The organism is Bacteroides sp. An51A, from assembly GCF_002161565.1.
GTDB lineage: Bacteria > Bacteroidota > Bacteroidia > Bacteroidales > Bacteroidaceae > Phocaeicola > Phocaeicola intestinalis.
The window spans coordinates 301,196-327,739 of record NZ_NFIC01000002.1 but is presented as its reverse complement, the minus strand read 5'-3'; the positions used below and the strand labels follow the sequence as shown (position 1 = coordinate 327,739).

19 protein-coding genes, 1 tRNA gene and 2 pseudogenes are annotated in these 26,544 nt (G+C 43.5%); 7 read left to right on the top strand and 15 right to left on the bottom strand.

Translation table 11 applies throughout. The features are described from left to right. Positions 1-52: 52 nt before the first annotated feature. Positions 53-763 carry a phosphatase gene (locus B5G04_RS04965; protein ID WP_087249084.1) on the bottom strand — a complete coding sequence of 237 codons (711 nt, stop codon included), beginning with the start codon at positions 761-763 and terminating at the stop codon, positions 53-55. 32 nt (positions 764-795) lie between these two features. Continuing rightward, positions 796-3,258, bottom strand: coding sequence for a primosomal protein N' (gene priA, locus B5G04_RS04960; RefSeq protein WP_087396113.1), 2,463 nt, complete (start codon positions 3,256-3,258; stop codon positions 796-798). 100 nt (positions 3,259-3,358) lie between these two features. On the opposite strand from priA, the gene B5G04_RS04955 reads away from it, so the two are divergent. Continuing rightward, positions 3,359-4,336 carry a Gfo/Idh/MocA family oxidoreductase gene (locus B5G04_RS04955; protein WP_022040449.1) on the top strand — a complete coding sequence of 326 codons (978 nt, stop codon included), beginning with the start codon at positions 3,359-3,361 and terminating at the stop codon, positions 4,334-4,336. A 281-nt stretch (positions 4,337-4,617) separates the two neighbouring features. Here B5G04_RS04955 and B5G04_RS04950 read toward each other — a convergent pair whose 3' ends face one another. The 8 genes from B5G04_RS04950 to B5G04_RS04910 all read right to left on the bottom strand — a co-directional run bounded on the left by B5G04_RS04950 (position 4,618) and on the right by B5G04_RS04910 (position 16,101). After that, the gene (locus B5G04_RS04950) at positions 4,618-5,223 is read right to left on the bottom strand and encodes a porin family protein (protein ID WP_022040450.1); all 606 of its coding nucleotides are present in this window, start codon (positions 5,221-5,223) and stop codon (positions 4,618-4,620) included. 248 nt (positions 5,224-5,471) lie between these two features. Beyond that, the gene (locus B5G04_RS04945; RefSeq protein ID WP_158100049.1) at positions 5,472-7,049 is read right to left on the bottom strand and encodes a fibronectin type III domain-containing protein; all 1,578 of its coding nucleotides are present in this window, start codon (positions 7,047-7,049) and stop codon (positions 5,472-5,474) included. A 12-nt stretch (positions 7,050-7,061) separates the two neighbouring features. Beyond that, positions 7,062-8,924, bottom strand: a complete 1,863-nt coding sequence (locus B5G04_RS04940) for a RagB/SusD family nutrient uptake outer membrane protein (protein WP_087396110.1) — start codon at positions 8,922-8,924, stop codon at positions 7,062-7,064. 19 nt (positions 8,925-8,943) lie between these two features. Beyond that, positions 8,944-12,159, bottom strand: coding sequence for a TonB-dependent receptor (locus B5G04_RS04935; RefSeq protein ID WP_022040453.1), 3,216 nt, complete (start codon positions 12,157-12,159; stop codon positions 8,944-8,946). 1,268 nt (positions 12,160-13,427) lie between these two features. Continuing rightward, a complete protein-coding gene (locus B5G04_RS04930; protein WP_087396108.1) occupies positions 13,428-14,318 on the bottom strand; it encodes a hypothetical protein in 891 nt (296 codons plus the stop codon). Positions 14,319-14,344: 26 nt separating this feature from the next. After that, a complete protein-coding gene (locus tag B5G04_RS04925) occupies positions 14,345-14,767 on the bottom strand; it encodes a hypothetical protein (protein WP_087396107.1) in 423 nt (140 codons plus the stop codon). A gap of 191 nt (positions 14,768-14,958) precedes the next feature. Further along, positions 14,959-15,402 carry a DUF6557 family protein gene (locus tag B5G04_RS04915; RefSeq protein WP_087396103.1) on the bottom strand — a complete coding sequence of 148 codons (444 nt, stop codon included), beginning with the start codon at positions 15,400-15,402 and terminating at the stop codon, positions 14,959-14,961. Positions 15,403-15,651: 249 nt separating this feature from the next. Further along, a complete protein-coding gene (locus B5G04_RS04910) occupies positions 15,652-16,101 on the bottom strand; it encodes a DIP1984 family protein (RefSeq protein ID WP_087249070.1) in 450 nt (149 codons plus the stop codon). Positions 16,102-16,309: 208 nt separating this feature from the next. Between B5G04_RS04910 and B5G04_RS04905 the strand changes: the two genes are divergently transcribed. Next, complete coding sequence (locus B5G04_RS04905; protein WP_087396101.1) at positions 16,310-17,239, top strand: DNA-processing protein DprA; 930 nt, start codon at positions 16,310-16,312, stop codon at positions 17,237-17,239. A 20-nt stretch (positions 17,240-17,259) separates the two neighbouring features. Beyond that, positions 17,260-18,234 (top strand): DUF6557 family protein, encoded by a 975-nt coding sequence (locus B5G04_RS04900; RefSeq protein WP_087396099.1) that lies wholly within the window; start codon positions 17,260-17,262, stop codon positions 18,232-18,234. A 70-nt stretch (positions 18,235-18,304) separates the two neighbouring features. On the opposite strand, the gene B5G04_RS04895 is transcribed toward B5G04_RS04900, so the two are convergent. Then, positions 18,305-19,048, bottom strand: coding sequence for a hypothetical protein (locus B5G04_RS04895; RefSeq protein WP_087249063.1), 744 nt, complete (start codon positions 19,046-19,048; stop codon positions 18,305-18,307). A gap of 144 nt (positions 19,049-19,192) precedes the next feature. Further along, positions 19,193-19,711, bottom strand: coding sequence for a hypothetical protein (locus tag B5G04_RS04890; RefSeq protein WP_022039926.1), 519 nt, complete (start codon positions 19,709-19,711; stop codon positions 19,193-19,195). Positions 19,712-19,887: 176 nt separating this feature from the next. Here B5G04_RS04890 and B5G04_RS04885 point away from each other — a divergent pair. The 4 genes and pseudogenes from B5G04_RS04885 to B5G04_RS04870 all read left to right on the top strand — a co-directional run bounded on the left by B5G04_RS04885 (position 19,888) and on the right by B5G04_RS04870 (position 24,586). Continuing rightward, positions 19,888-20,853 (top strand): annotated as a pseudogene (locus B5G04_RS04885) (WYL domain-containing protein). Further along, on the top strand, positions 20,841-21,386 hold the full coding sequence (locus tag B5G04_RS04880) for a 3'-5' exonuclease (RefSeq protein ID WP_087396098.1): 546 nt from the start codon (positions 20,841-20,843) through the stop codon (positions 21,384-21,386). Before B5G04_RS04885 ends, B5G04_RS04880 begins: the two are co-directional and overlap by 13 nt. Before the next feature lie 136 nt (positions 21,387-21,522). Further along, positions 21,523-23,973, top strand: coding sequence for a DUF262 domain-containing protein (locus tag B5G04_RS04875; RefSeq protein ID WP_087396096.1), 2,451 nt, complete (start codon positions 21,523-21,525; stop codon positions 23,971-23,973). Positions 23,974-23,992: 19 nt separating this feature from the next. Then, positions 23,993-24,586 (top strand): metallophosphatase domain-containing protein, encoded by a 594-nt coding sequence (locus tag B5G04_RS04870; RefSeq protein ID WP_087396094.1) that lies wholly within the window; start codon positions 23,993-23,995, stop codon positions 24,584-24,586. Positions 24,587-24,749: 163 nt separating this feature from the next. Here the strand turns inward: B5G04_RS04870 and B5G04_RS04865 are convergent, their stop codons facing one another. The 3 genes and pseudogenes from B5G04_RS04865 to B5G04_RS19680 all read right to left on the bottom strand — a co-directional run bounded on the left by B5G04_RS04865 (position 24,750) and on the right by B5G04_RS19680 (position 26,427). Continuing rightward, positions 24,750-25,244, bottom strand: a complete 495-nt coding sequence (locus B5G04_RS04865) for a hypothetical protein (protein ID WP_087396092.1) — start codon at positions 25,242-25,244, stop codon at positions 24,750-24,752. Between the two features lie 77 nt (positions 25,245-25,321). After that, a pseudogene (locus tag B5G04_RS04860) lies at positions 25,322-25,708 on the bottom strand (integrase); the annotation flags it as partial. A 613-nt stretch (positions 25,709-26,321) separates the two neighbouring features. Continuing rightward, positions 26,322-26,427, bottom strand: a tRNA-Met gene (locus B5G04_RS19680). Positions 26,428-26,544: the final 117 nt, after the last annotated feature.

The window sequence follows — 26,544 nt, the reverse complement described above, 5'->3', positions numbered from 1 at the left end:
AAGTCATGGCTTCTTGGATCCCCGATAACAGTTCCTTTCCTCCCTGCTTACATTATATATTCAAATAAGTTTTAAACTTTTCTACGCTGGTGTTCATGATCAGTTCTTCAGGGAACTCTGTCTCACCTATCAGCTGCAAGGCATAATCGTAAGTTGCAATATCGAACGAAATGTGTGCATCGCTTCCCAATATGACCGGTACTTCGTATCGTTTGCACAAACGCAGTATTTCCAGGTTATTGTCGCGTGCATCCATCTTTTTCCGGCAAGGACGAAGTGAAGAATTGTTGATTTCGAGCAACGTGTGGTGCTCTTTGGCGGCCAGCACAATGGGTTCGAAATTCAGTTTCGCAGTCCCGTCTCCCGGATGACTGATAATGTGAATGTAAGGATTGGCTATTGCCTGTACCATGCCGTGCGTGTTTTCTTCAGGTGTACCGCCCGCATAACACAACGAGTGTATACCGGCAATACGCAAATCGAGCAAATTAAGGTAAAACTCGTCCATGTCAATGTTGCCTTCACAATCCAGAATGTTGATTTCCGCTCCCAGCAGCAAATCGACGCCGTACATTCGGCGCGGTACGACATAAAGATTGCGGAAATAAATGGGACTGCACGAACCCGGAATGCCGGGAGCATGTTCGGTAATGCCCAACAGTTTCAATCCCTTTTCGGAAGCCGCTTGCACCATTTCCTGCAAAGTGCTGAATGCATGCCCGCTGGCTATCGTATGGGTGTGTACATCTAATTCTATTTTCATATTCTTTATTATAATTGGAGAGAAAACTCAACTCACATAGGGTCTACGTCATAATATACCAACAGCGAACGAAAACGTTCGTCTTCTGCGATGGCACGTTGCACTTGGCGCAGGTATGCCCGTACTTTTGACATCGACGCCTGTAATTCTACTTTTACCATTATCTTCTTTATGAACAAAGTTTGAATACGTGCCACCAAAGGTAAATCCGGCCCTAAAATCCGTTCGCCCAATCCTTGTCGCAAGTAACGTGCCATTACGTCAGCCGCCTGGTCGAGAACTTCTTGTTTACGGTGTTTCAGGTATACATAGACCAGCCGGTAAAAAGGCGGGTACTTGAACAAGTGGCGTTCGGCAATTTGCTCATCGAACAAACTGCGGTAATTATTCGTTACCACTTCGTGTATCAACGGAAGGTCGGGCGATTTGGTCTGCAAGATTACCAGTCCTTGCTTGTTTTTCCTGCCCGCACGTCCTGCTACCTGTGCCATCAGTTGGAACGCGCGCTCGTATGAACGGAAGTCGGGATAGTTCAGCATCGAATCGGCATTCAGTATGCCAACCACACTTACCCGGTCAAAATCCAAACCTTTCGATACCATTTGGGTTCCGATAAGGATATCGGTTTTTCCTTCTTCAAAATCAGCGATAATTTTTTCGTATGCAGTACGGGTACGGGTCGTGTCCAGGTCCATCCGGGCAATACGTGCTTCGGGAAAGATTTCCTTGATGCTGTCTTCCACCTTCTCGGTTCCGAACCCCCGGCTGACCAGTTCCACTCCTCCACATGCCGGGCATGCTTTCGGTATGGGTTCGGCATACCCGCAGTAATGGCACGTCAACTGGTTCAATCCTTTATGATAAGTCAGGCTCACATCGCAGTTTTTACACTTTGGTATCCAGCCACATGTACGGCATTCTATCATCGGGGCAAATCCTCGCCGGTTCTGAAACAGGATGACCTGTTCCTTTTGCTCCAACGCCTCCCTGATCTTTTGTAAAAGCAAAGGAGAAAATTGTGCCGTCATCCGTTTCTTGCGTGCCAGTTCCTTGATGTCTACCACTTCGATTGCCGGCAACTGAATCTGTTGGTGACGCTCGGTCAGTTCCACCAGGCCGTATTTCCCCTGAAGGGCATTGTAATAGGTCTCGATACTGGGAGTGGCAGTCCCCAGTAATGTCTTTGCACCGAACAATGAAGCCAGCACCATGGCAGCATTACGGGCATGATAGCGCGGTGCCGGTTCTTGTTGCTTATAGGTGTTCTCGTGCTCTTCGTCAACGATGACCAGCCCTAACCGACGGAAAGGTAAGAATATGGACGAACGTACACCCAGTATGATATCGTAATCGTTTTCGGAAAGCTGCTTCTGCCAGATTTCTACCCGTTCGGCATCCGGGAATTTGGAATGATAAATTCCAAGCCGGTTGCCAAATACCCGCCTTAGCCGTTCGGTTATCTGAGTGGTCAAGGCTATTTCGGGCAGCAAATACAACACTTGTTTGCCACTCTGGATAACCTGTCTAATCAAATGAATGTAAATTTCCGTCTTACCACTGGAGGTCACTCCATGAAGCAAGCATACGGATTTTGTAGCGAACGACCCGATTATTTGCTCGTATGCTTTTTGCTGTGCCATGCTAAGCGGGTTTAGCGGAACTGTATCCAAAACACCTTTTGCCAGTCTTCCTATTTCCTGATGGTATAATTCAAATACTTTTTTATCCACCAGGCCAGACAATACAGCAGGGGTCACTCCCGATTCTTGCAGCAAAGCCTTGCGTGATACTTCTTTCAGAAAGCTGCCAGGACGCACCCATCCTGAAAGTTCTACGTATTTCATCAAAGCAGCCAGCTGTTTAGGAGCACGTGCAAGCGCATCGAACAGCCGATGCAGGTCTGCTTCCTGTTGTATCGTCTGTGGAAAACGCACAAAAACCTCGGTACGTGGCTTGTAGCTACGTTTCAGTTCCTCCTTGACATAAATGGCATTTCTCTTCAGCAGGCTATGAATAACAGGAAGTATGTTCTTGATGCCGGTGATTTTTCCCAGTTGGGTAATGCATTGTTCGTTATCAAGGGTCAGGGCATCAAGCACAGATTGTTCTTTCTCAGGAAGGATGGAATCCGCTTCAAATTCAGGATTGTAGACTACTAGAGTCTCGCTTTCCAGCTTCATCCCCGAGGGTAGGGCAGCCTTATAGACATCGCCCAACGTGCACAGGTAATAATCGGCTATCCATTGCCAGAAATCGTATTGCCGTTTTAGCAATACAGGTTTTTCATCGAGCACTTCTACAATCTCCTTGGTCTCATATCCTTCTGGAACTTCTTCGTGCACGCGTGTCACAATAGCCGTATAATATTTCTTTTTGCCGAATGAAACAACGACACGGATGCCTGCGCATACTCTTCCTTCCAACTCTGCCGGAACAGCATACGTATATTGCCCCAGGATAGGCAACGGCACTATGACATCTGCAAACTTTTTCATGCCGCAAAGTTACAAAAACCCGTGCATCTTGCTGGGATATTTTGGAAACTTTTAATAGCTTTGCATCCGACTCATTGTTTCATCTTATAGTTAATTCAATATGAAAGTTTATAAAATAGGTATCATCGGTTGTGGCAGAATAGCTCAGAAGATGGCAACTACCTTGGGAGGAATGAAAGGAGTGGCCCGTTATGCCGTCGCTTCGCGCAGTAAAGAAAAAGCAGAACATTTTGCCCGTGAATGGCAGTTTGCCAAAGCATACGGCTCTTACGAAGAACTGGCAAACGACCCAGAAGTAGACCTTATCTATATAGCTACTCCGCATTCGCACCATTACGAGCAGGCACGAATGTGCATCGGAAAAGGGAAACCGGTATTGTGCGAAAAGTCTTTCACCGCCAATGCACGCCAAGCCGAATCTTTGCTGGCATATGCCAAAGAGAAAGGAGTCTTTATTACCGAAGCTATCTGGACACGATATTTGCCTCTCTCGCTCAAAATACAGGAACTGATACATAGCGGCATAATCGGTACACCTTATACACTCTCGGCAAACCTTAGTTATCCGGTATCGTACAAAGAACGCATCCAACGTCCGGAACTGGCGGGAGGTGCCTTGCTGGACATTGGCGTATATACACTTAACTTTGCCGCTATGGCATTCGGCACCGAAATAGAACGGATGGAATCTTCTTGCCTGCTGGCCGATACAGGAGTGGATGCACAAGAAAACATCACTTTGTTCTACAAAGACGGGAAAATGGCTTCGCTCCAGTCGAGTATTTATGCCAAGAGCGACCGTATGGGAGTCATCAGCGGAGATAAGGGACAACTCATTGTAGAGAATATCAATTGCCCACAATCGGTACGGGTAATAGATGACGATTACAATGTATCTGCCGTATATTATGCCCCGCAATGTATCACAGGATTTGAATATCAAGTATATGCCTCCATCGAGGCCATTGAAAAAGGCTGGCTGGAATCTCCTTATATGCCGCATGCAGAAACACTTCGCATCATGAGACAAATGGACGAATTGCGGAAATCGTGGGGAGTGGTTTTCCCGTGTGACTGACTTAATACGATGCCATGTAGGGGCATATTCAACTTCTCTATTTGCAGACACACGCATATAGATGCGTAAGCATAAGCATAAGCAACTATTCCTGATTAATTAAATTCATCACAGAAGACAAAAATGCCCATAGCATAAAAGGGAGTTAGAAGGAGTTATGTCTTCGGCAGGAGTTAAAGGCCAATAATCCTGTTATGGCTTCCATGAGCAAAAGTATTGGCTTCTAACTCCCTTTAACTCCCTGAAATAACTCCTTTTCAACTCCTTATTGGGGAAAATGCTTAAAACATATATGCCAGTGATACCTGCCACGTGTTTTTCTTCATGTCTACCGTGCCTTCATAATCTTCTATCACGGCTTTCGCCACTTTGTTGATGCTGAAGTTATAGTTCAATCCGATTTGCAAATGCTGAATGAGTTTTACACCTGCTCCCACATTGAAGGTAGTATAAGATTTCTTCATATCAAATGTTTCCGAACCGATATTGAAAAGTCCGCTGCCTACATTGAAGCCGAATTGGGGTCCCGCCGCAATATAAGCTCCGAAGGTACTTCCCAGTCCAAACGTCCATTTTAAGTTGACAGGTATTTCTATTGTTTTCAATGTCCTGTTTTGAGATACTCCTTCTTCATAATAATTCGCCTTTCCTTTAGACTGGTTATACAGGGCAGCCACATCAATGCCCAGTCCCACTACCGGAATAGTAAATTCAGCCATCGGTCCGATAAAGAATCCGGTCCGGTTGTCTCCTTTAAACACATCTTCTGAAAAGGTGAGGGTGGAAATGTTCAGACCTCCTTTTAAGCCGAACTTCAATTGAGCCTGTGCCGGTATGGCTATCCACAGGCAGGCCACCACCATAAGAGTCGATAAAATCTTTTTCATAACGCAAATAGTTTTAGTTTAGCCAGACAAAAATACGTATTTACCTTGTGGTTTACAAATGTTTGAAGGTAAATATTTGCATAAGCCCCCGATTCTATCTGTATAAGCCAATGCACCTATATGCATCGGGCGGTGCAGCTATAATTTTTTATGTAAAAACAGAAAGAAGGAAACCGGTTAGGTTATGAACCGGCTTCCTTCTTTCAATCAGTTTATAGAAGCGATGTGTCTTCTTATAAAATCATAGCTCAATACCAGCGAGGATCGCCTACCTGGTTGTAAATCAACTCTTCATTACTTAATGTAAAGTCACCGTTTGCAGCATCTGCATACCCCGGGTCAAGCGTTGTACCATCGGCGTCGAAGAACTTGGCTTTGCCGTCTCCTCCATCTGAAACAAGGTTCTTCGTATTGAAGTAATTATTGTTTTCGAATGTAGGTTCTGCCGTATTGCTGTTGTCGGAGAATCCTCTGCCACAATTCGGCATATTGGAAACCATGTTGTTAGTAAAGCTAATGCTATTGCCCTTGAAGCGTACGTAAAGCAAACGGCGGCTGCTGTCATTGCTTGCACCGTCAATCGTACAATGGTCGACTGTAATGACAGGGGCAGCACCGGCAAAGTCGCTGGAAGCATCATCATAGCGTATGAAGTCACGATCGGCACAACTGTTCCAGATGGTGCTGTTTGTGATGTTCAGTGTGGCAATGTATCCCTTGCGGCAATCGAACATATCGCCACCGCTGCACTGTATTCCGTGCATCAGGCTATTGTTGATGGTGATTTCATTGATAGAGGCAGTTACGTTGACATAATACAGGCCTTTCACATAATTGCGGATTTCACAATCATTAATCATCAAATGTCCATACGTGCCTTCATCTTTGTATTCGAAAGCCTGGCTACCGTCTGTACCTGTTCCATCCATGACAATCTGGCTCAGGCTCAACGATGCTCCTTCATTGAGTGTAATGCAACCATTGATAACCGGCCGGTCGCTTGGACGTACAGCTTTGAGTTCGATATCTGCCTTGATATTCAACTTACCAACTCCACCTTCTTCGCCAGGTACAGTATAGGTGCCCGGATAAAATGCGAAGGACGCACCGTCTTCGGCTCCTTCCAGGATGGCAACAAAGTCATCTTCGGGACTAATTGCTGTAGCGCCCGCCAAATCAATCAATGTTGTAAAGGTTTGCGAGCCTCGGGTCTTGTTACCGTTCATCAGTTTGGCGGTATATTCCGTTTCCGGTTTCAGACCGGTGATAGTGGCCTGTCCGGCTGCTATTTCTTCGGACGTGACTGTATGTGCAGGCACATCGGCAGGACTTAGCACGATTTCTGTTGCCGTTTGTCCTGCAGGCCAACGTAAAGTGACTGAATTGTAGGTAAGGTCGGCTTCGGTTACGGTTTCCAGTATCTGTTCAGCATCGGTTTCGAAAAATACGCCGCTCCATTTCGAAGTCTTGCTTTCGTCTTCACCTACTGCCTGTACACGTGCCGAATATTGAGTTTCACCTTCCAGTCCGGAAATAACATAAGGAAGGTCGTCCGCCGTAATTCCGTCGAATGTCAAAGCTGCTGTACCTGCAAAAGTCAGGCTATCATTGGCAAATAGTTCAATATTATAGCTTGTCGCGCCTTGGCTAGGAGTCCAGGTCAGACGAACGTCCGTGCGGTTTACAACTCTTGCTTCCAGATTGATAGGAGCAAAGTAACGGCTATAGTCAATGCTCAGCACTTCTTCGCTTTGGTCTTCGCAAGCCGTAGCAAGAGCCACCAAAGCAACTCCCAACAAATAGGTATATTTTTTCAGCTTATTCATAATCATGTGTTTTTAATCATTCGTTAACATTCCATTGCTATTATCCACGAATATCTGCCAGATAGGCCAATATTGATTTTCATCCGGATTATTCACATAAAGTACGTCCACCTTGGCATCTTCCAATTTGTCGGTTCCCAGCCATGTCGTACTTGTATATCCTTGGTCCAGCAAGGTTTCACCGACCGTTTCCGTATCGCCATAATTCAAACCGTAAATTACGAAAATATCAGTCATGCCATCAATGGTTTCGATGGAGGTATAAGCACCTGCAGGAATAGCGTTCACAATTTCGCTTGCCTCTCCCTCGTTTACTACTGTCTGGTATGTATAGACTTTATCTATCAAGTCGGCGTATTTTCCTTCACGTCGTGCCAGTTGTTTCATCTTGGTCTTGGCCTCGTCCAGTTTGGTCTTTAACAAATTCCAGCGTATCAGGTCAGCTTTCCGCAACGATTCTCCGGCAAATTCCAATCCGCGTTGCTCTACAATGGCATCAAAGAACGATTCTTTGCTGGCAGTAGCTGTATTCATATAAGCGGAAACTTTGTCTGATGGTAATGCACGTTCCAGCACCGGACGCATGTATTGGGCAGCATTTGCCGGACCTTCCAGTTCGTTAACAGCTTCTGCAGCCATTAAATAGACATCTGCCAAACGCATGTATTGCCAGTTTACACCGTCATCATTAGTAGAAGTCACGATGCGGCTCATCCATTCGTAACGCAATTTTCCGAAGTTCCATTCTTTTAATGAAGCCAGCTCTTGTGTACTGCGTCCGTTGGTCAATGTTTGCGACCACCTGAAAGGGGCACAGGTGATGTTGCGGCGTATGTCATCTACATCATAATCATAAAATAAAGTAGGAAGAGGACCGTTCACACCGCCTTTGTTCTGTTGGGTATACTGGTCTTTCGCCTGATGTTCTACCCCTAATGTATAAAGTACACGGCCACGTCCTTCCGAGAAAGGAATCTCCCAAATAGACTCTTGCCCGGCGGTAACTACATCCTGGCACAAATTCGTAAAGTTATCTTTAAACGGAAGTGAAGCCAGATTCGGATATTGTGCTATCACATCAAGGCATTCGTCACGTACGATGGTATACATGGCGGTACGATCCAGGTCTGGGTCATTGCTTAACCGTATACCGTCGGCACGTTGGCTGTAGCCTCCTGCATAAAGAGCGATTCGAGCACGAAGGGCCTTGACAAAAGCCTTGCTTACACGTTCGGTAGTCTGGGTTATGTTGGACTCATTAGGCCAATATACATAGTTTTCTGCTTCCAGCAGGTCAGCCAACAGTTGTTTGTATATTTCATCCCGGTCAGCCCGCGGAAGGTACATCGTTTCTGATGTGATAGAAGAAAAACGTGCAGGTACATCTCCCCAGCCTTTAATCAAGTCAAGATAGATGACAGCCCGTAAGGTCAAAGCTTCTCCCAGCAGGTGTGCCATATCAGGGTTGTTTTCATAATTGCCGTATGCACGTATGCCTTCGATCGCCTTGTTGGCACGTTCGATACCTTCGTAAAACTTAGCGTATGCATTATTGTCTGTATTCATCTGTGAATTGGAAGGCTGGGCATTATAAGTGGCGAGGTCGTTCTTCCCTCCGTCATTGATACCGCTGGCTTCCAAACCATTAATCCATTCCACATCGCTATTGATGCCATAGTAAGGCAAGTAGCGTCCACGATAAGAATTGGTTTCTCCGAATGACTGATGAATACCCATAACGGCAGCTTCTGCCATCTCATACTGCGAAAAAATAAGCGATGAGTCCATTGATGACTGTGAGGGAGCTTCCATATCACAGGAGCTTATACCGCATGCCAGCAACGCTAATAGAGGTATATAAAATAATTTTTTCATATTGTCTTAATTTACGGGTTTAGAAATTCAAGTTAACACCAATGACGAATTGGCGGCTCTTGGGATAAGCAGAATAATCTACCCCCGGAGTCAGATTCGTCTGCAAGGCAGTAGATACTTCCGGATCGAAGCCTGAGTAACCTGTAAGGCAGAATACATTATAAGCTGTCACATAGAAGCGCAGGTTCTTGATGTGTACTTTGTTCATCAAAGATTCCGGCAATGTATAGCCTAATGTCAAAGTGTTCAGGCGCAGGAATGAACCGTCTTCTACCGCCCAGTCGCTGAATACCATGCGTTGAGTCATAGGAGACCACATTGTGGTATTGGCATTCATGGCTGCAAGCTGTTCCGGGTCATTACAAATGGTCCCGTCCGGATTCAAGTTAGTCCAACGGTTTCCGTCAGCCATTTCCGTAGTCATGTTACGGTACTGGTATTTGCCAGTCATGGTGTACTCGATTTTGTTGGCATTGTAAACGTCGTTGCCGATACTGAAATTAAAATTGGCACTCAAATCAAAACCGTATGCACGCGCATTGATTCCGAAACCTCCGGTTGCTACCGGATTGGCATCGCCAATGATCTCACGGTCTTCATAACCTCCAGTCACTACTCCGTCGCCACTTAAATCTTTCAGTTTCATCATACCTGGACGTAATGTCCCCACTACCGCAGTACAGTCATCAACACCTTCTTTCAGTATCCATGTTTCTGATGCAGCATCGTAACCTACGAAATCACTCACTTCATAACGTCCTGCCGAACGATAGCCTAACATCTCACCTACAGACCCGCCTTTGGCAATCCAGAAATCTTGACCGATTTCAGAAGAAGCCCAACTGGTATCTTGTCCGAAATCCTGCATAATTCCCAAATCCTTGATTTCATTCTTGTTGAAACCGATATTGGCATTCAAGCTGATTCCCCAGTTTTTCTTGTTGACAATAGTCCAGTTAATAGTAGCTTCAATACCTTTATTTTGAGTTTCTCCCATGTTACGGTATTGGGTATCATACCCCGTTCCACTGACTGGGAAGTTTATCAGCAAGTCCTTAGTCGTATTCAAGTAAGCTTCGATTGTACCATTCAGCTTGCCACCGAATAATGTGAAATCCAATCCTAAGTTACGAGTAATGGTTGTTTCCCATTTCAAGTCTGGATTTGCCATGGTCTTGCTGGGTGCCCAATAATTATTAAAACCGTTAATCCACGAAGTCGTATTACTGTTGTACACCTGTACGAGTTGTCCTGACGGGATGTTGTTATTTCCTGCAGTACCATAACTGAAACGCAACTTCAAGTCATCCAGCCAATTCTTGGCACCTTCCATAAAAGATTCAGACGAAATACGCCATGCAACAGCAGCCGACGGGAAAAATCCCCAACGATTGTCTTCCGAAAATTTGGAAGAGGCATCGGCACGGAATGTTGCAGTCAACAAATATTTGCTTTTGTAATTATAATTGACGCGTCCGAAGAACGAAAACAACTTATCGTCTGGATTTAATGTATTTTCTATGTTATAAGGAGTGGTACCCTGAATATTTGTCAGTTTCCACGCCTCTGTAGCCGAAATCCAGTCTGGAAATCCGTGAACTTCATTTTCCAGCTCGTTTTCCTTGGTTATAATCCATTCGTGCCCTACCAACAGATTCAAACTATGGTCTTTGTTTTTAAGTACTTTCTCAAAATCATAATTGATGGTATTCGTATTCCGGAAACGGTGACGGAACAAATTGTTGATGCGGATAGCAGGATGTCCTTGATTGGCTGCAGCCGGTGTGTTTTTTATATAATAGGTAGTTGTACCCCAAAAACGTTGGTCATTATTGCGGTAATCATCATAACCGAATTCAGTTTTTACCTTGAAATTCTTGAATATTTCCCAGCCAAAACTACCGTTCATATTCAGGGTCTTGCGCTCTTTCATACGGTCGTTGTCCCAAATGGCGGTTATCGGATGATATAGATTACCCAAGTCATCGTCGGCACTACCTGCCGATTCATCCAGATTTGCCAAAGGTATCGGCGTATAGATAACAGAATACTTCAAACGCTTGTCTGTATCCAACGTACTGCTTGTTTCATTGGCACCACCACCTCGGATATCGGTTTCCGAATAACGGATGGAGAAATCCAGTGTCGTGTTCTTGGTAGGCTTCGTGTTCAGTTTCAGACTGAAGTTATCACGCTTATAATTCGAACCTTCCATGATGGCTTTATCGTTCATGTGTGCATAGCTGAACGAATAGCGGATACGTTCCGTACCACCGCTGATATTCAGGTTATGATTAAACGTATGCCCTGTACGGCCGAATGTCAAGTCTTGCCAGTCATTATAAGGTATATTTTGATACATATCCATGTCTTCATACTTCCCGAAATATTGTTCGTACGAAGTCAAGTCATCTTTCAGCAAAGCCAGTTCATATTGCCACTTGGCATAATCATAAGGGTCGAGCACATCCATTGTATTGGCAATTTTCTTCCACGAATAATAGGCATTATAACTGACGCTGACCTTACCTTCTTTTCCCGATTTAGTTGTGACCAGAATTACACCATTGGCACCACGTGAACCGTAGATAGCAGTAGAAGATGCATCTTTCAGTACAGTGATATCTTCTATTTCCGAAGCGGGGATATCTGAAATAGACTCTACCGGGAAACCGTCTACGATAAACAGAGGACTATTATCGCCTGTGATAGAGCCTCCACCACGTACACGGATTTTCATTTCTGCATCAGGCGAACCTTCTGTTGTGGTAATCTGTACACCAGCCATCTTACCTGTCAAGGCTTCTGTGGCCGAAGCTACCGGAACTGCTGTCAGTACGTCTGCATCGACCGTAGCCACAGAACCGGTCAGGTCTTTTCTCCTTACAGAACCATAACCAATGACAACAACCTCTTCCAACGCCTGAGAGTCATCATCCATTGTTATATTCAAGATAGTCCGCCCCTTTACTGCCACTTCTTGTGTCTTCATTCCGATGTAAGAAAACACCAAAGTTGCATCAGAAGGAACGGTAAGCGTGAAATTACCATCAAGGTCCGTAATTGCTCCATTGGTGGTATTTCCTTTCTCTACTACAGAAGCACCGATAACAGTTTCTCCTGTATTGTCTTTCACTGTACCTTTTACGGTTACATTTTGCGCTGATACGCTAAGCGATATCATCGCTGCAAAAAACAGCAGCACATAACGCATAGATTTCATCTTACTAGCCATTCTTACGCATATATTAAATAAAGATTAATAAAGGGTTAATAACGTATGCAAGCATACATTGTTAACGTATCGTAGCAAATGTATGAAAATATAGAATCAAAATTGTGGAAAAATTGTTTTTTCACAGGTCTTTTTTGTTCATGCCTGTCTGCAAAAGAAAAAGCGTAATCCGGATGTGTTGCATAACATCATTTATACATCACACAATATAAGTTCCCATGTTTGTAATGTGCTAGCGAAAAAACAGCTTCTTAATTTCTCCGATAAGTTTGGCATATACGAATCAATGTATGATTGGAAGGTTCAGTATCTGTTTCAGGCTGTCTTCTTTTTACGTTCTCCATATGGAAACCGTACGGTTTCCATATCGAAAACATACGGTTTCCATATCAAGAACGTACGGTTTTGAGATGGAAACTATAAAAGGAAGCTATCTGGATTGGTAACGCAACCCAATCAGAAACTCCAACTGTTTTGATTACCTTTTGGAATTTGATTACCCAATTGATTAGATGCCCATAGCATTTTTCTTTGATTAATTCAAAACTGTCTCATAATAGTCCGTTAAGAATTCAACATATCGGCTAAGCGGCTTCTGCCACTATGCCAAATAGTTCTTTGATAAGTTTAGTATTAAAAGTTCTGTTCGGTTTCAGACCGGACTTGCTAAAAATTCTTTTGAACATGTAAATATTACTCAGATAGGCCTTTAGCAGTCCGATGGAAAGCGAGGGATAGTATCGTTGTCGCAAATAATTTATAATTTTGCGACAAACTCAATGTAAAGGTAAGCATAGAAGACCATATTTTGACTGAAGTCGGAAACCTGTTTTTATCGCATATCTTAGAGATAAGAATTCATCTGGATATGGCAATCTCTCGTTAGTCTTTTAGCTCATTCTGTAATCTGCAAAAAATATATAATACTATTTTGCACGATAGAACGATTGTCATAAAACCAATATAAACCTTCTCCCAAGATGTGAATTTTCTTTTCGGTTGACCTAATACTTTTCTCAAATGTTCCATTGTATTCAAAATTTAAGTTAGGGGCAGAGATTGTCAATACGGCATTCCTTTTGCAGGAATACCAAGACAAAGACACAGGTAAAGCCAAAGTCCAAGACCGGATGTTTTTATAGCTGCAAACATCCGCCGTTTGTTAATTAGACATCCTTATTCCAATTCCTATTAAATAAGAACGACAACCTCTGCCCCATCAAAGCCGTGATTAGCATCCATTGAGATGCAAGTTCACGACACCTTTTTTATTCTTCAAGCCGGCTTAATTGCTCATAAGTGCTTTGCAAGGCTTCCGGTACATTGATTTTCAGTTTAGAGATGCGTTCCTGCTCTTTCAGTTGCCATTCTTTGTATTGAGTGAAAAGCGTCATGTGGCATTGTTTTTCACTTTCCAGTTCCTGCTTGAACCGATGCGTATTTTCTAAAGTCTGTTTCTCAGCTTGTTTCTTGATGGCAAACTTCATTTTATTCAGCTCCCGTTCATTCTGACGATGCCATTTTTGGAGTTCGAAAAACACATCTTCTACTTTTTGCGGGTCAACGGAAGGAACATGAGCGTAAATCAGCGTGTCTTTTCCATTGCCATCGGTGCTGTATGGCTTCATGATTCCGTTTTGGAGTTCTTCACGAGCAGAAGAAAATTGGCCTCCGGGATGGATGTATTTTCCAATAGTAGCAGCTACGGCTTCCAATTGTAGATAACGGTTACGCTCCTTGATATTCATTTGAGCAATGATATCCGTTTCCGTCGTTTCCTTCGGATAGGATGGACTGGAGGGTATTTCGACTCCTTGAAGCGCACACCATTCTTCAAACGTAAAGTTTGCTACTTGTTTCAATTCCCTGTCTTTAGCCTTGACTGCTTCCCTCATCCAAGCGCAAAAAGCGTTCATTGCAGCTATGTTTTCCAAAAGAGGACGCACCTGGTCCAGCATATTCCCGTCATAACCGACACATATAGTTTTTCCCGATTCAGAAGGTGAGCCTACAATATCAACTTTCGTAGTCAAAAAAGTCATGTTTTTCAACTTTGCCTCATTCCCAGCTATGACTTCTTGTGCCAAATCCGCCAAATGCGATGCCGATGTGGAAGTCAGCCCGTGATTGTCAAAGAATATTTCATTAATATTATTCATGCCGTTTTATTAATTAGTGAGTTTGATTATACGAAGACAAACAAAGATACACTGCATTGATTTAAAATATTGGCACGTTCTTGTATTCCCCATATCACCTCTATATCCTGTTTTGTTAAATTGTTCAAACAATCAGCCATGCCCTCAAGTTCTTCCATCATAAACGGATATGAAGGATTGAACGAGACAGACAGAATTATGGCTGACATCACAGTTGTCTCTTGTTTCCTTATTTCCTCCATAGCAGTTTCAATTTGAGCGGAAACCGAGATGCGGGCATCAACGGTTATCTGCATTACGAGTTTATACTTATCAGCGAATTTTCTGAAATCATTCAGATCTAAATTAATCAATCCTTTTGCTTGGGCTACATTGATGAAATAATCTTTTGTTATTTCCTGTTCATCCTTGATAACTCGTATCAAATCTTCTCTACTTGATTCTTTCATTTCTATTTACTATTAAAAACCTATTCTTACCCACCGCTCTTCCGACATTTCTCCGTTAAGCGAGACAAGCAGGAAAAAAATAAGGGTAAAAACAATACATGCCCAAATGATTGCGGCAACCTTTTTCCGTTTCATGTCCATGAAGGCAGAAATAAGACATTCCCAAATGAACATGACAATATTCTCTCGTTTCATTTTGTTCCTCCGTGAAATGTCCTATTCATATTTTTTTGTGCAATCTCTTCCGTCCCGCCAAAGTAAGTGATTTCCCACAGCAAGCCCGCGACAAGCTCTTGTGGCGTGATCACGATATCTTTTTCTACCACCACTTCCATACCAGCTATTTCCGACCACGAAGGATAGCAGGCCATAGGGCAGTCGAGGTGATTGTCCGCTTTGTCGTATACAGAACAGTTCATATCTATCATCGGACTACAGGTTTCCCAACGCCATCCCAAGCGGATGTAATAGGGGGATGATTTTGCCTCCAACGCTTGCACTTTCTGATAAATTCTTTTCCACTTGTCCAAATCAAGCTGCCCGGCCAACTTCGGTTCGTTGGTTTGCCATAGATTCAAGAATGCCGGACTTATTTCAGCAAAACTAAATTGCGAAAACAGTTCCTTGAATGTCATAACACTATTTTTTATCATGATACTAATCCCCTCAACCCACCCTCGTCCTCTTTCCAAAAACAATCGGCACAAGGTAATGCGTAATAATCTTCCCCCAGGGGTCGTATGCGTGAATGCGTTTGTACGCTGTGTTGGAGATGCGCAGTAATAACCATGCCTCTACCAGCTGCCACCTTGGTTTGTTGCCCCTGTCATACGACAAAGAAGTGCCGCCATTGCCTGATAAAAGAAGGACTACACCTTATTTTATTAAATTAAATCAACTGACCAATTCAGGCTTTGTAGCTTCATATCCAGACTTCGGAGTTGTTTGGAATAGTTGTCCGTCACCCTTCTCAATTCACCCACATCCACCGTGCGGACATATTTTATCTCCTGTCGTCCGTAACGGTCATTTTCAACAACGTGCTTCAAGAGGTCGCGCATTACTGTCAGACGCAACTTCAATGCGTCTTTGCGGGCAATCATTTGAGTGAGAGTTTCTCCTTCGTGCACGGTTTGCATGTTGGTGTGGTTAATCCGATAAACAATCCCCTCGAATTGCGAAAGGCATTCATCCAATTCTTTATACAATTCGTTCACGTTCTCAGAAGGTTGGTCACCTTCCTGCACCTTGGCGCTGTACTTCAGTCGGCTCTTTAATTGGTCGATTCTGTTTTGCAGGTCAGCGCGGATGCTTAATGCTTCTGCCAGTTTCATTCTATTCCTCCTATTTGGTTTGATGGTGCAAATATCCGTCATGAAAGTGCCAAATCGCAGCACAAGGCGGAGATATTTTTATTTCTATTATAATTTTTCGAACCACATGTAGAGTAATGCAAACGAAAGCAGACGAAAAAAATAATCAGCCTATGCTCCGATTCGGCGCATCGAAAGGTTTCCTTTGCCGCAAAATAAAATACCATTTATGAAAAATAGAGAAGATTGGAAAGGGGCTGCCAAGAAGCAGCAAAATAAAATAGAGGCATGGAGGCTTTCTTATCTTTCGGTAGAAGAATTATTATGCCTGCAGTTGCTGGGGTATTCTCCCAAGCAACTATATGAAGACATGGAAAGCGAAAGATATTCACTGAAAGAAACGGCTTCCATGTCCATCCGCGAACTCGACAAGGCAAAACGGATATTGGACAGGCAGACAAAAGCAGGAGTGATTACCATCCCTTATCATGAGGAAGCGTATCCTCATCACTTCCGCAATTTATGCCAAGATGCACCGCTGCTCGTCCACGTGCTAGGGAATAAGGATTTACTCAACCGTGAAGACAATGTGGCTATCATTGGTGCCCGTGCTGCGGACAAAGATGGATTGGACATGGCATACGGGCTTGCCAAACAGATGGGTGAACAAGGACATATCGTCATCAGTGGTTTGGCTTTGGGATGCGATACGGCTGCCCATCGGGGTTGTCTTGATGCGGGCGGACAGACAATCGCAGTGGTGGCCTCAGGCTTAGATATCACACATCCTAGAGTGAACAAATCATTGCAGGATGAAATAGTAGCCAAGGGCGGAGCCATCCTTTCCGAACATCCTTTCGGCGTGAAAGCCAATCCCACAAGACTGGTGGCACGTTGCCGTATGCAAGTTGTCTTGACCCAATCGGTCATCGTGGCTCAATGTCCCATCATCAGCGGCACGATGTATGCTGTACGCTTCGCCCAAGAATATAGCGGGGGTTCCTTTGGGTGGGAAAACAATGTTTATTCTGTCCGGTATGATACGCAGAATGAACTGAACTCCGGCAACCAATTCCTGCTCGATTATAACTTGGCTCTGCCCATTAGACCTGGACAGGAGGCCTCATTAGACAGTGATAATAAAATTGTTATAGCATAACACTTCTACTACAAATAATTATGACACTAAAAGAATTACTAACGCAAGTCGGCTTCGACGAGCTTCTTCCGGATCTGGAGAAACACGAGCCAGAACATCTGGACAATCTCTACGCCTTCCGCGAGGCATACGACATTCTTCGTAACATGAAACCTGCAAATAATTTTGAAGGTAAAATCTTTGTAGAATGGCATGGCGGAGAATGGGAAGATGAAGAAAAATGGATTGGCGTAAGCCCGATGCACGACTGTACTTGGGAAGAAGATTTGGCCAAAGAAATTGTCGTGGCCGATGATATACACCTCACTGATGAAGAGCTTGCCATGCATTGCTTGTGGGAAATCACTTATTGGGGATTCTCACCTGACGAAAGAGAAGAAACATGGCAAAGAAAATTTGGACCAAAGATTTTGAATAATAAGTATGAAGTTGCTTTGGATAAACTGGAGGAAAGCATCTGGCGGCATCAAACTCCACGCCGCCTACGCAGCAAAGGGAAAGACGGACGGCGTTATGTTACGTGGACAAACGCGCGTGACTTCTTTAACAATCGCATGAACCGCTCAAAACGAAAGCGAGAATACCGTCAGGACAAACGGGAAGAATATCTGCGCAAAATGGCTGCACGAGAGAATTTGGTAAGGATGCTTTCCGCCGAAGGCAGCACCTTTAGGCGGAGCGACGTGGAGTTTCTGCTCAATGTTCAATACGGCAGACAGTATGATTACCACTCGGTGATGCAAGATACTAATTCGCGCCTCACCTACATTTTGGAGTCAATGACCCAATATCAGCTGCTCGACCTAACGAAGTATGACAGTGCCGTTATCTTCATCCGTTGTCCTTCTCACTGCCCGCTGGATGAAACGGAGCTTGAGACCTTCCGTAAATCCGTGATGCAACATCTTGGATACACAAACATGTTGTTTGGTACGCAGACAGAAAATTATGAAAAAGAGGAAGTAAAGGTTACGCTGTTATTGAACAAAAAATAAGTTTAAGACAGGGACGCCAATATACCGATGTCCCTGTCTTATCTTAGGGTTATTGCCGATAATGTTTGTTTTACTCCCACCACTCCCTCATCTTGTAAAGACGTATCCGGTAATATAGCCGCTCCATCTTGCGGACATATATCTTCTCGCCATAATAGAACTTGTCGGGAAGACCGTCTTCTTCATCACTTGGTGCAGGCGCTTCTTCATAAGCGCCCACTAGAGTGGAAGGAACTATATTCTTTACATTTCTGGTATTCATTCGTTCAATCTGTTGCCGGGAGATGTGCAGGCCATCTCCTTTGATATGTTGCAGCAGGCTGATGCAAATATCTATCCAGCGGTTGAAGCTGAAGTTACCATTCTCGTTCGCTATCAAAGAATGTGAGAAGTAAGCCCTCATACAACGCAATTTGGCACACTCCAAAGCATACAGATATTGCCAGTCATATTGCGGGTCGTGGGCGGCATGTTCCACCAACTCGTCAATGAGCGGTTGCAGATGTTCTTTTTTCCATTCGTTGAAACGCTTGCGGTGATACCACAAGCCACGCTCATAACTTGCGGTAGCCATTTTTTCGGAGTTTCTTTCTTCTTCCGTAGGCTTATGGCCGTTGCTGTGGCTGTATGTGTTCCATTCAGCAAATACCGTTACCCATTGTTCAAACTCCTCATCGGAATACAGTTCCTTCGGCCTGCGCATCCCTCGTCTTAGCAAATCCTTTTTCTCTTCTTCCGACAAATACGACACGTCAGCCAACGGATAGCTGTAATCACTTTGGCTTAAACCTGACAACATCTTAGGTTCGTCCATATTATTCTGCTGTTTTGAAATTATAGATTGGCTTTATCACATTCATAATGTCCACCGTATCACGAATGTTTCCGATGATTTCATCCTTGTGATGCGTCCGGTACCATGTGGGACGGAACAGCTTTCTATCGTTTTCATTTTACTTTATGAAAGAATACGTATCTTTAATTGTTTCTTTTCGTCTTCAACCAATTTATCCCACAGGCGTGAACGCTGCAGGGCGGATGCCGGAATATAATCCTGGTATTTCTCCAGAAACTCCATGCTGTACAAATCATCCCGGTTATAACAGTCGATGATTTCACTCCAATCCCAATATTCGGCAAACTGTTCCAAGAGCGCGGGAGTCAGTTCCACGCTTGAATTACCCGACAATTTAGACCAGTTCCAACAATTCTTGTATTTTCCCAGATTTTCAGCCGTAAACAGATGTTCGTTGTCGGAACCGGAAAGCTCATCCCAATCTACTTTGTTCTTGAACTTCTCTATCATGGATACAGTCCAAAGAATGTTCCGATTGTCGGAAATCTCTTTCCACGACACCTTGTCCTTGTACTTTTCCAGCAGTTGCTCATTCCACGCAAATTCATTCGACAGTTCTTTCCATGCGGCTTCTTCCAATACTTTAGCCATAAAATCGTTGTTCCAATTCTTTGTTGCCATACTACTTGTTATTAAAAGGTTTAACTTCAATTCTGCTGCAAAGTAAATGTCGGCAAGTGCCAAAACGAGGCATATCATAAAAAGAAATGCAGGAAAAAGAGAAAATTTAATATTGAGCTACGATTTGGCACAAGGAAATGCGTAACTTTGTGGCATAACCATTAAATGACAGCAATATGGCAGCAAATCTTTTTGGACGATACGTATGGCTGATGGACATCTTGCGCAGATACAAACGGCTGACGTTTCAGGAAATCAATGAGCTTTGGCAGGAAAGCGGATTAGGTTATGGCGAGGAACTGCCTTTGAAGACCTTTCATAACCACAAAAAAGCCATCAAAGACATCTTCGATGTATATATAGAGTGCGACCGGAAGGACGGATACCGTTATTACATTGACGAGCCGGAACGCATAGAGGGTAACAACCTGCGCAGCTGGCTCATCAGTTCATACGCTACATTGAACCAAATCCAAGCGGATAACAAATTGGAGGATCGGATTATATTTGAAGAAATCCCTTCGGGACAAATATGGCTTACATCCATCGCCGAGGCTATGCGTCGCAATCATGTGTTGAGCATCACGCACCAAGGTTTTGGCAAACCGGAACCCAGCACATTTGAGATTGAACCATATTGCCTAAAAGTCGTGAAGCGTCGTTGGTATGTGGTGGCACGCAGCCCGTACTATTCGGAGCGGAACAAAGAAAAAGGCATCAAGCCCGCCGATGTCTAACGGGTATATGCCCTCGACCGTATTTCAGACATTCAGGATACGGGCAAGACATTCAAAATGAAGAAGAACTTCAATATCAATCAATATTTTGAAGGATGCTGTGGAGTAATCACATCGAATGAACCCATACAGCGCATTGTTCTTTTGGCTTATGGCGGTTTTGCCGATTATCTGCGTACCTTACCCTTGCACGAATCACAACGGGAGATAGAGGGCGATGACGAGTCCACGCTCTTTGAGTACCATCTGAAACCGACTTTCGATTTCTATCAGTTGGTTCTTGCCCAAGGCGACCAAGTGGAAGTATTGGAACCGGAATCAGTGCGCAACGAAATGCGCAATTTTGCAAAAAACATGTTGGACTATTACACTTGGAAAGAGGAGGATAAACCATGCAAGGAATAAATTTCATCGCCATAGATTTTGAGACAGCTACAGGCAAACGTGCTTCCATCTGTGAAGCAGGCATCTGCGTAGTGCGTGACGGAGAGATTGTGGAAACCCGTTCGTGGCTTGTCCGTCCGCAAGGAAATAGTTACAGTTATTGGAACATGCAGATTCACGGCATCCGACCGAATGATACTGTCTATTCACCGGAATTCCCGGAAATATGGGCAGAAATCAGCAAATACCTTAAAGACATACCAGTGCTTGTGGCTCACAATGCCGCTTTTGACATCGGTTGCATCCGTCATTCGTTGGAACTATACGGCATTAAGAAGCCTGACATTACCTATTATTGTTCCCTCCGTGCAGCACGCAGACTATACAACTTCGGTTGCAACAGTCTGGATTACCTTTGCGACCAATTCAAGATATCTTACGGGCAACACCACCGGGCAGGCAATGATGCCGAGATGTGCGCACGGTTGTTTCTAAGGGAGATACAGGATGCAGGCGAATTGAAAAAGGTGGAGAATTGTGGAGGGAAACTATAAATGCAGCTACTTTTCATCAGACAGAGTCTTTTCATCAGACAATATAGGTGTCATAATCCTGATAAAAGAGAGGGGAGCTATGTATGTCAATTGTTTCTATGCAAAATAAATGATTTAATTAATAAAACATGTTTATATGAAAACAGAATGGACGTTGAAAGAAATGTCGAATTGGACAAGGATCGATTCAGAAGTAAAAATCCCGGCTATACAACGAGGGTTAGTATGGAAACCCCATCAGGTGGAGTTGTTGTGGGACTCTATCCTACGCCAATTCCCTATCGGTGCTTTCACTCTTTCGCATTTGCACACAGAGGGTACAGATATATATAACCTAATTGATGGGCAACAACGTTGGAATGCTGTGGCCTTGGGATATGGTACTTTCTCGCACGAAGATTGTATCTTATGGTTTGACCTAAAACCCGATGATAAAGTGTGGGGTAGTAGTAAGACAACCAGAAAATACATCATTCGTGCCACCACAAAGGCACACCCTTGGGGTTATAAGGCTAACGATGACTGCACTACGCTTAATACGGCGCAAAAGAGAGCTGCGCTTCAGGAATTTGGAGTAAACACAGGCAACGAATACGAAGGCACAATCAGCCTGACTGAAACTTATCCTATAGAATCGGGATTACCCATTCCTCTGTGCTGGATGATAGTCGCAGGTGAGGAGCATGGTGAGGACAAAGATGGCTTTGCGAAATGTATCATGGACAAAATAGAAGAAAACAAAACATCCAGAAAGTTCAAGCTGAAACAAGTGGACGAAATAAATGATGACTTGATAGTCAAGTACTATGAAGCATTCAAGAGACTGTCGCATTATAAGGTTCCGACCATTAACATACTCCAAGAGACCATCGAAAATGAAAGCGAAGATAAAGGTGAGGCCGGAGCACTCTCGGACATAGAGATACTTTTCAACCGTATCGGCACCGGTGGTACACCGATCACCCAAAGCGAGTTGATGTACTCAGCAGTAAAGGCTTATTGGCCGGAACTGACGGAAGAGAACGATAGATTGGCAACACTCTACATGCCTCCGCATACACTGATATCATTGGCTTTCCAACTCGTACTCTCTACTACGGGCAAGGGACTTGAACGAGCACCATCTGTGGCGAAAATCAGAAAGTTGGCTGGTGACGATGGTGTACGTAAAGCAATAAACGAACTGTATTGTACTGATGGGAAAGGCTCTATAATGAGCCACATATTAGTTACAGTAGACCATTGGCTGACCAATTATGATAAGATACCTAAAGTATTAAGAACCACAATTGCCCGTAAGTCGCCCGAAGTGTACCTGTTGCTGATGATATTTGCCAAGTGGAAAGAAGAGGGACAGATAGATCCGATATTAAAGGAAGAGGCACTATTTCGAGCAACGGCTTACTATCTTCACTGGATGGTCGGCGATAAGTTTGGTGTGGCAAATAGTATATACAAGGCTGTGGCAAACAATCCACTAAACGAATGGAGAACCATTATAAAGCGAGTGTTGTTGGTGTCGTGTGTGAAAGGGACGATTATCCCCTTGTTGTCGCCAGAAGCATTTAGGAGCTTGTTTATAATAGAGGGTGATAAGAACTGGCGACCTGATGGGAATGGGCGCGGCAGTATGCCGTGGTGGCCGCTGTGGGAAACCGTCTCTTACAACGAAGAAATGCTACTCTACGCGCAACGGGAATATATGTGTAAGAGATTTCCTAATTACGACCCAGCACGGCAAGATTTATGGGAAGACAAAAACAGACCTTGGGATTTCGACCATATCATACCTCAAGACTGGATACACAGACAAAGAAGTTGGAGACAGGCATACACTGATTATTGCAAGGCTTGGAAGGATAACAATGGGAACATGGCTGCCATACCATTTTGGGTGAACAGGGCAAAAAGTAATGAGGCAAACTGGGAGGAATATAAAGAGAATCCTACAGGCTTGTTGGCTGATGATGATATATCCGATTTCGACGAACTATTTAATGCAATGTTAAATAGTGATGCAAAGCAGGCAAAGTGCTTCGCAGAAAAGACTTTCACTCGTATGTGCAAGATATACAAGGAAGTATATGCTCTACTTGAGCCAGTAGATTTTAGGGTAGGAGGAATTACTTTCATCGAAAAAGGAGGAACAAAAAACCGTAATGAAAGAATGACGGCTATTCGCGATATATTGGTAAAGGAAGGTTTTACTGCAGGTATATACTACCTTTACGATAATATTGAGTATCCTCAAAACGATATTGATGACTGGACTAGGGAGTGGATGTCGTGCGGTTGCATTACTGAAAACAATTATTATGCAGCTTTTACGATGGTACTATATCAAGATGGAAGCATTGGCGACCAAATAGAGATAGGACTGAGACGGTTGCCCCAAACTGCTGAACGTTCCGGGAAAGTAACAGAAGGGCAGTTGCAGAAGTTGAGAAGATACGAAACATACGAGTTGTATGAGGATAATAATTCATGGTGGCACATTTGTAAAGAGATTAGCATAAACACGGATAATGATATAATAATCAATGAACTAAAAGAATTAGCAAAATTCGCATCTAAGGAGTTGCAATAAGTATTCAATTTGAATAATGATGTCCATCCTTCACCTCTCCGATACCCACAGTCAGCATCGGCGGCTCACCCAGCTACCCGATGCTGACATCCTTGTACATTCAGGGGATTTCACCATGAATGGAAGTGAGCAAGAAGCCATTGATTTTATGAACTGGTTTTGCGACCTCCCTTATTCCTACAAAATTTTTATCTGTGGCAATCACGATGCCTGCCTATATGGAGCCAAGATAGACGGGTTGGATAAGAATGTGTATTACCTATGCAATTCCGGCGTAACAATTGATGACGTTAATTTTTATGGCGTTCCCATGTTCATGGAAGATTGTATCTCTGAACGTCAGAGCCGTAACTATGCTGCCATACCTGCCGACACGGATGTATTGATAACCCATTGCCCACCCTATGGTATTCTTGATTTTTACGATGGGATAAAGTATGGTTCGACAGAACTTCTGGCGAGGGTGGAAGAAATAAAGCCTCGTTTGCATCTGTTTGGCCATATCCATAAACAGCATGGCGTAAAGAAAGATGGTTCAACTATTTTCTCAAATGGTGCGATCATGAATGGAGATTACACGAACTTCAACCTTCCGAACCTGATTGAAATCTAATGAAAGTATTGATTATTCAGAAAGGGGTATTTAAGGAAATGGCGGCGAAGTTCAGTCGCTTTTCCGAACTTTGCTTTTTAATTTGCTAACAAGTTGTTGGTAAAGACTGGAGCATGTTAGAGGCAGAAAACCGTCCATATTGGATGGCATCGCACATGACACTTCACGCGACACAATATACAATCAACCCTAATGCCATCGTATAAACGAACAAAAATATCACCAATACTTTCATCCAGAAGTCAGAGAACCAAACACCTTCATTCCGCCTAAGGATTTTGCGCATATTGGATTCATGTTCCGTTAGCATCTTCGCCTGTTCGGAACGGTGATTTCCCAGCATGGTTTTCCATGTCTCAGTGGCTTGGTTTAAGAGCTGTTGAAGCTGGACAAGATGTTCGAATTTTATAGTTGCCTTGAACCGCGTGTTTCGTTCTGCTTTTACAATCGCATTGCAAATACCGTTAATGATATTGCCGGAACTATCAATAGCAGTTTTCAATATCATTGCAGTATCACGCTCTGCTTTAATAGCATCCTGAAGGTCTTGATGGATTTTCAGCAATGCCTCTTTTGCTTCACGGATTTCTGTGAACCGCTTGTCTGCATCCTGCTTTTCAGCCTCTATCTCATGGCTGATTCCAGCCTTTTTCAACATATCATCAACGTTTATTGATGGAATGATTTTTGATTTTCCAATTCCCTTGATTCTTGTCTTTTAATAGTTCATATATCAATAAAGGATTGTGACTTGGTCATGTTTTCTTTGGATAGCATCACACCCTCACCCATGACACATTGACGTACCATTTCAAATGTCAGGATGCCACCCTTGTCCAGATTCATCAGCATTTCTTTGTATTTGGGAACAAAGGTATCTTTCCACTCTTTTTGAAGTTTGTAGTTCTCGCTCTTGCATTTAGTCGCATTACAGATGTCTGAGAACTTTCTTTCAGTGAAAGAACTTCCGACAATAAGATAAAAGAATTTGCGGTCTATCGTGAAACGGAGAGATAACGGAAACTCGCACGCGTTTTTCCTGCGAGTACGTGAATCCAACACGACAGAAACAGAACAGTTCCGTTCCTTGAAAAGCGACAGGGACTTTGTCAGTTTTTCCATTGCATTCATTGTTTATGTTCAACATAACCTCTGAATACAGACGCTTTGCAATGTGAGGCATACATATACAAAACACTGCATATAACCACAGAGTCCCTATCCCTAGACGGATAAAAACATTGCCGTTATATGCAGCGGTGCAATCTCGTTGTCTTCTGTCGCTGACTGGTAACCGGGCTTATGCTAATCGATCTCAACCCCTGAAGCAACTCTCGCGTTTCGTTTGTCATAGAGTACCCTCCGACTGGCACTCCCTCTACGCATTGATTCATCGGAATGGGATAACCCTCCCACGGCGGTTAGGCAAACTCACTTTTCTTTTTCAAGAAAGAATACCACCAAAGGTCATGGCTTGCCACAAATGCATTATGCAATACAAAAGTACAATATTATTCTATAAATCAAGATGTAAATGAATATATTTGAACTTATTTAACCGCCAAGTAGAGTCATATTAACAGAATATTTCAATGAATTATGTTATAGAATGGCATGGGATTTCATAGAATTTCTATGTGTAAACAGAACCTACTCAAACCGTTTGTTTACGCATTGTTTACGCAGACAAAGAAAAAAGCACTTGCGATTTCTCGTAAGTGCTTGATTACTAACGTGGACCAGCCAGGGCTTGAACCTGGGACCTCCAGATTATGAGTCTGTTGCTCTCTTCGGCATAGAAAAGCTGCGCTTTCCTATGCAACCAACTGAGCTGCAAGTCCTTTGCACATCATTGCTAACAAGTTAATGAACTCTATTAAGAATGAATTAGTCAACAATCAGTCAACATTCGTTCTTGTTGCAAAGATAGTCATTCTTATGAGTTTATGCAATGATAA

What these genes read in the sequence shown, in the direction of transcription:
- B5G04_RS04965 (WP_087249084.1), bottom strand. Translation starts at nt 763, where the DNA reads ATGAAAATAGAATTAGATGTACACACCCATACGATAGCCAGCGGGCAT.
- priA (WP_087396113.1), bottom strand. Translation starts at nt 3,258, where the DNA reads ATGAAAAAGTTTGCAGATGTCATAGTGCCGTTGCCTATCCTGGGGCAA.
- B5G04_RS04955 (WP_022040449.1), top strand. Translation starts at nt 3,359, where the DNA reads ATGAAAGTTTATAAAATAGGTATCATCGGTTGTGGCAGAATAGCTCAG.
- B5G04_RS04950 (WP_022040450.1), bottom strand. Translation starts at nt 5,223, where the DNA reads ATGAAAAAGATTTTATCGACTCTTATGGTGGTGGCCTGCCTGTGGATA.
- B5G04_RS04945 (WP_158100049.1), bottom strand. Translation starts at nt 7,049, where the DNA reads ATGAATAAGCTGAAAAAATATACCTATTTGTTGGGAGTTGCTTTGGTG.
- B5G04_RS04940 (WP_087396110.1), bottom strand. Translation starts at nt 8,924, where the DNA reads ATGAAAAAATTATTTTATATACCTCTATTAGCGTTGCTGGCATGCGGT.
- B5G04_RS04935 (WP_022040453.1), bottom strand. Translation starts at nt 12,159, where the DNA reads ATGGCTAGTAAGATGAAATCTATGCGTTATGTGCTGCTGTTTTTTGCA.
- B5G04_RS04930 (WP_087396108.1), bottom strand. Translation starts at nt 14,318, where the DNA reads ATGAATAATATTAATGAAATATTCTTTGACAATCACGGGCTGACTTCC.
- B5G04_RS04925 (WP_087396107.1), bottom strand. Translation starts at nt 14,767, where the DNA reads ATGAAAGAATCAAGTAGAGAAGATTTGATACGAGTTATCAAGGATGAA.
- B5G04_RS04915 (WP_087396103.1), bottom strand. Translation starts at nt 15,402, where the DNA reads ATGACATTCAAGGAACTGTTTTCGCAATTTAGTTTTGCTGAAATAAGT.
- B5G04_RS04910 (WP_087249070.1), bottom strand. Translation starts at nt 16,101, where the DNA reads ATGAAACTGGCAGAAGCATTAAGCATCCGCGCTGACCTGCAAAACAGA.
- B5G04_RS04905 (WP_087396101.1), top strand. Translation starts at nt 16,310, where the DNA reads ATGAAAAATAGAGAAGATTGGAAAGGGGCTGCCAAGAAGCAGCAAAAT.
- B5G04_RS04900 (WP_087396099.1), top strand. Translation starts at nt 17,260, where the DNA reads ATGACACTAAAAGAATTACTAACGCAAGTCGGCTTCGACGAGCTTCTT.
- B5G04_RS04895 (WP_087249063.1), bottom strand. Translation starts at nt 19,048, where the DNA reads ATGGACGAACCTAAGATGTTGTCAGGTTTAAGCCAAAGTGATTACAGC.
- B5G04_RS04890 (WP_022039926.1), bottom strand. Translation starts at nt 19,711, where the DNA reads ATGGCAACAAAGAATTGGAACAACGATTTTATGGCTAAAGTATTGGAA.
- B5G04_RS04880 (WP_087396098.1), top strand. Translation starts at nt 20,841, where the DNA reads ATGCAAGGAATAAATTTCATCGCCATAGATTTTGAGACAGCTACAGGC.
- B5G04_RS04875 (WP_087396096.1), top strand. Translation starts at nt 21,523, where the DNA reads ATGAAAACAGAATGGACGTTGAAAGAAATGTCGAATTGGACAAGGATC.
- B5G04_RS04870 (WP_087396094.1), top strand. Translation starts at nt 23,993, where the DNA reads ATGTCCATCCTTCACCTCTCCGATACCCACAGTCAGCATCGGCGGCTC.
- B5G04_RS04865 (WP_087396092.1), bottom strand. Translation starts at nt 25,244, where the DNA reads ATGTTGAAAAAGGCTGGAATCAGCCATGAGATAGAGGCTGAAAAGCAG.